The following is a 4534-nucleotide window of genomic DNA, read 5'->3' as shown; positions in this document are numbered from 1 at the left end:
GTTCGCCCTTGCCGCGCTGTGCGCCTCCGCGGGCGGTGCGCTGGCCGTCGCGCTCGTCAGCGACACCGTGGTGCGCCCGCTCATCATCGTGTTGCTGCTGGCAGTGGGCATTTTCGTCGTGTGTAAGCCGAGCTTCGGTGAGGAGGGAAACCGCATCATCACGCCGCGCCGGGTGGCGCTCGGCGTCGCGGTGGCCCTGCTCGTCGGTGGGTACGACGGCGTCTTCGGCCCCGGCACCGGCATGTTCCTCATCATGGCGTTTACTGCCGTGTTCTCTCAAACCTTCCTTGAGTCCGCGGCGATGGCGAAGGTGGTCAACACCGCGACGAACATCGGCGCGCTCGGAGTGTTCATCGCCGGGGGCTACGTGGACTGGTCGCTGGCAATCGCGCTCGCGATCGCGAACGTCATCGGTGCGCAGCTCGGCGCACGCACCGTCCTGCAAGGCGGATCCAAGTTGGTCCGCATCGCCTTATTGACGCTCGTAGTTGTTCTATGCGCGCGGCTTGGGTGGCAAGAATTCGTGCAATAATGGCGGCGTGGAAAAGCAGCAGAAGATTCTTAGGCCGGCTCGTAGGGCAGCAACCGAGCAGAAGATTTTCGCGTCGGTGCTCAGCATCGCCCGCGATCGCGGATTGCACTCTGTAACGATCGACGAGGTTGTGGCGGATTGTGGCGTCGCAAAGACGACGATCTACCGCCGCTACGCTGACCGCCGCGAGATGATCACCGCGGCGCTGGACTCAATCGCGCTCCAGATCCCGATCTACCTCCCCACCACGCGCGCTGAGTTCGTAAAATACATGATTGACCTGCAGCGCTACCTCGACGAGACGCTGGGTGTGCGGCTGATCGGCTCCATCATTGCCAGCGCCGAGCCCTTCGTGTCGCAGTGGCGTCTGCGCCTTGAAACCGAAATCCTCGAGCGGATGGTGGAGGGGATCCGCAAGGGGATGGACGAGGGCCTGTATAACCCGAACATCAACCCGTACGCCTTCGTGGGCATGCTGCTCGGTGGCATTGTTATGCGCCAGGCGTTCAGTGAGGCCTCCGCCGAGCGGCACGCCGAAAACACCGCGACGGTCCTGTGGCCACAGCTGGCTGTGGACCCGGACCGCCGAAACGATTAGAGCTGCAGGGAGCCGTTGGCCAGGCCGACCACGGCTGCGATAGCGCCCGCGATCACGATCGCCACCACAACCCACTCGAAGCTGTTGAAGAGGCGCTCCTTGTTCGCGATGCGCGTCCACACGTACGGGATGATGCCCGGGACCACGGCGAGCGCGCCGAAGAGCACGTAGACCGGGTCGGCGGCGTAGATCAGCCACATCGAGTACACGAAACCGACCGCGCCGACGATGAGGTGGCGCTGGTTGTCGCTGCGGCTGACCGCCGGGCCGGAGTCGTCGAAACGCACGCCCGCGTTCGGGTGGTTAAGCCCCTTGCCGCGCACCGCGAGCAGGATGAGGTACAGCGAGGAGAAGATGTACGGCAGCAGGTACATGATGGTCGCCAGCTGCACCATCGCGTTATAGGACGTCTCGTTGGCGAAGAAGATGATCACGAACAGCTGGATCACCACGGTGGAGATCAGCTGCGCGCGGAACGGGGAGCCCGCCTTGTTGGCCACGCCGAGCGACTGCGGCAGCAGGCCGTCGTTCGCCATGAGCACGATCGGCTCTGCGCACAGCATCTGCCAGGACACGTACGCGCCCAGCACCGACAGGCACAAGCCGATAGAGATGAACACGCCGCCCCACGGGCCGACGACCGCCTCAAGCACGGCACCCATCGAGTTCTCCGGCAGCGCCGCCAGCTCCTCCTGGGTGAGCACGCCGTAGGACAGCGTGGACACTAAGACCAGCAGCAACAGCACCGACAGGAAGCCGATGATGGTCGCGCGGCCCACGTCCTTGCGGGTCTTCGCCTGCTTCGAGTACACGGAGGCGCCCTCGATGCCGATGAACACCCATACGGTGTAGAGCATGATGCCCTGCAGCTGCTGCGAGAACGGGATCGTCGAGCCCTCTCCCCAGAAGTCCAAGGTGAACTTGTCCCAGGAGAAGCCGAGGAAGGCAACCAGGACGATGAAGCAGAGGATTGGCACCAGCTTGGCCACCGTGGTGACCACGTTCATCACGGCCGCCTGCTTCACACCGCGGGTCAGCATGATGAAGATGCCCCACGTCATCACGGATACCGCCGCGGCCAGCACCCACCGGTTATTCAGCGGGGCGAAGTAGTAGGCCACCGTGGAGAAGAACAGGGTGGCGTAGCCCACCTGCGCCATCACGGAACCCAACCAGTAGCCCAGTCCAGAGGTGAACCCGATGAAGTCGCCCAGGCCAGCGCGTACATAGGAGTACACGCCCGAGTCCAGGTGCGGTTTGCGCCGCGCCAGGATCTGGAACACGAACGCGATGGAGAGCATGCCCACACCGGCTATGACCCAGCCGATGAGCATTGCGCCGGGGCTCGCCACGGAGCCAATATTTTGCGGCAACGCGAAGATGCCGGAGCCAATGGTGGAGCCAATAATGAGCGACACCAGCGTCCACATGGTCACCGTGTGTGATTGGGCATTAGTCATGGAGAATAAGTTACCTTATGATGAGAGCCGTGAAGCGTCGAAGGAGGTCGGTCATGCGTGGCCGGATTACAGCTGCTGCGTGTGCAGTCATGCTTGCCTGCACCTCCCCACACGCCGTGGCGGTAGAAACTGCGCACGGACAGGCGATCGTGCAGGGCAATTACCCCGTTACAACCGTAACTATCGGTAGTACGGAAACACTACCCCCACCGCTGCCGAGGGGCCAAGCCTGGTACAGTGGCACGAGTATCCCCAGCTGGGCGCACCTTTCTGAAGCCGATGGCTCCATCGAGCTGACGCCATCTGTCGGCGTCGATCCTGGCGATTACCAGTGGCCAGTCGTTGCCCACTACGGCGACGAATCCACGGAAATCATCCCGGTCCGAGTCACTGTGGCGAACCCGGGAACGGATGAAGGCGTGGCACCGGACTTCTTGAAGCCGCTCGGTTTTGAGCAGATCACGCCGAAGTGTTCCAAGACTTCCTTGGCAGTGGGCATTCCGCTGCTGGCACTGATCCCGCTCGGCTTTGCCACCCAAATGGGGCTACCAATCGTTGCGGTGCAGGACAGCATTAACCTGCAGATTACAAACCTGGCGAAGCCGGTGAACATTCACCTCAAGCCGCGCCAGTACAACCGCCGCAATGCGGACCTCGGCATCGCGTCGGTGCTGACGGTCGCTGGCCTTGTCGGCGGCGGCATCATTTATTCAGCGTGCGCTTCGTTCGAGCAGTAGGCGTCGCCGTCCACGGGTCCTCCGGCCACGGGTGCTTCGGGTAGCGCCCGCGCATCTCCTTACGCACGTCCTGGTAGGGCCCGTTCCAAAAACTGCGCAGGTCGTCCGTGACCGCCAGCTCGCGCCCAGCAGGGGAGAGTAGGTGGAACAGCACCCGCTGCCCGCCAATCACCGGCGAGTCCGCCAGCCCGAACGCCAGCTGCAGCTTCAGCCGCACGACGGGTCGGCCCGTCGAGTAGTCCAGCTTGCCTTGCGCGATGCGCGTCGGCGCCAGCTCGTCGAGCCGCGAAGCCTCGGGCCACGGCAGTTGCCGCATCAGCGCCTGTCGCATGTCCAGCTCTCTTATCGACGCCCCCCTGGCCAACTGCGCCACCTCCAGCGAGTAATCGCCCTTGGTCACGTCCGGCCACGGCTCGCCGATGGTTGCGTGCAGGAAGTCGAGGCGCTGCTTAAGTGCCAAGGCGGCACTATCAAGCGTGAAATCCTCGAAGCTGATGTCGCGCAGTGCTTCCTCTACCTCGTGGGGTTCAGGGCGGATCGGGGTGGCGCTCAGCTCGATGGCGCCGATGGCTTTGACCCTGCGTGCGCGCACTTTCCCGTCCACGAGCGAGGCGCGCACGTGCTCCTCGACGCGCTCCTCCGGCATCGCGAGCGGTTCCGCCGCGCGGATCACCGCACCCCGCGCCGTGCGCTGCACCTCCGCGGCCGCGATCCACTCCGGGGCGCCGATCGGCACGTCCAGCCGCGCCCTCGTTCCCGAGGCAAGCAGGTATTCATTACCGTCGCGCTTGGCCACCCACTGCGGGTATGCCGCCGCGATCACATCGCCCGGCGGCACCGGCGCGGACGTGTGTACCAACCTGGCCAGGCGTTTCGCGGGCTGGTCGGCGAGTTTGGCCACCGTGTCCGCAGCGCCCGAGCCGAACTTCACCAGCGCCGCGCCCAGCCTCGGGTCCACCGGCATGCGCACCAGCTTCTCACCGAGGGCGGTGATGCGGTGCTGATCGTCCAGCGCGCCGATGAGCCGCAGCGTCTCCTGCGCCGCCGCCAGGTGGTGCGCCGGGGGAGGGTCCAGCAGCGGTCTCTTATACCCATTTAGACGTGTATTAGAGACAGCCGTCGTACCCACCGATGAACAGGGCCACCGCGACGCCCAGCGCCACCCGGCGCGGGGTGATGCTTCGGATTCCCCCCCCACCGAAGCTCG

Annotated in this window: 5 protein-coding genes; 3 read left to right on the top strand and 2 right to left on the bottom strand. The window is 64.6% G+C overall.

Annotation, left to right across the window (positions count from 1 at the left end; genetic code table 11):
- Window positions 1-532: TSUP family transporter (locus BQ4436_RS00150; protein WP_070975110.1), on the top strand; the 532-nt coding region annotated here is incomplete at its 5' end.
- 7 nt (window positions 533-539) lie between these two features.
- Window positions 540-1130, top strand: coding sequence for a TetR/AcrR family transcriptional regulator (locus BQ4436_RS00145; RefSeq protein ID WP_168156206.1), 591 nt, complete (start codon window positions 540-542; stop codon window positions 1128-1130).
- Here BQ4436_RS00145 and BQ4436_RS00140 read toward each other — a convergent pair.
- Window positions 1127-2590, bottom strand: a complete 1464-nt coding sequence (locus tag BQ4436_RS00140) for a basic amino acid/polyamine antiporter (RefSeq protein ID WP_070975109.1) — start codon at window positions 2588-2590, stop codon at window positions 1127-1129. The two genes, BQ4436_RS00145 and BQ4436_RS00140, sit on opposite strands and share 4 nt — an antisense overlap.
- 53 nt (window positions 2591-2643) lie before the next feature.
- Between BQ4436_RS00140 and BQ4436_RS00135 the strand changes: the two genes are divergently transcribed.
- Window positions 2644-3327 (top strand): Rib/alpha-like domain-containing protein, encoded by a 684-nt coding sequence (locus BQ4436_RS00135; protein ID WP_070975108.1) that lies wholly within the window; start codon window positions 2644-2646, stop codon window positions 3325-3327.
- On the opposite strand, the gene BQ4436_RS00130 is transcribed toward BQ4436_RS00135, so the two are convergent.
- Window positions 3293-4456 (bottom strand): ATP-dependent helicase C-terminal domain-containing protein, encoded by a 1164-nt coding sequence (locus BQ4436_RS00130; protein WP_070975107.1) that lies wholly within the window; start codon window positions 4454-4456, stop codon window positions 3293-3295. The two genes, BQ4436_RS00135 and BQ4436_RS00130, sit on opposite strands and share 35 nt — an antisense overlap.
- Window positions 4457-4534 lie beyond the last annotated feature (78 nt).

Source organism: Corynebacterium sp. MC3 (assembly GCF_900099485.1).
Classification (GTDB): Bacteria; Actinomycetota; Actinomycetes; order Mycobacteriales; family Mycobacteriaceae; genus Corynebacterium; species Corynebacterium pseudogenitalium.
This window is presented reverse-complemented; position numbering and strand designations above follow the sequence as displayed.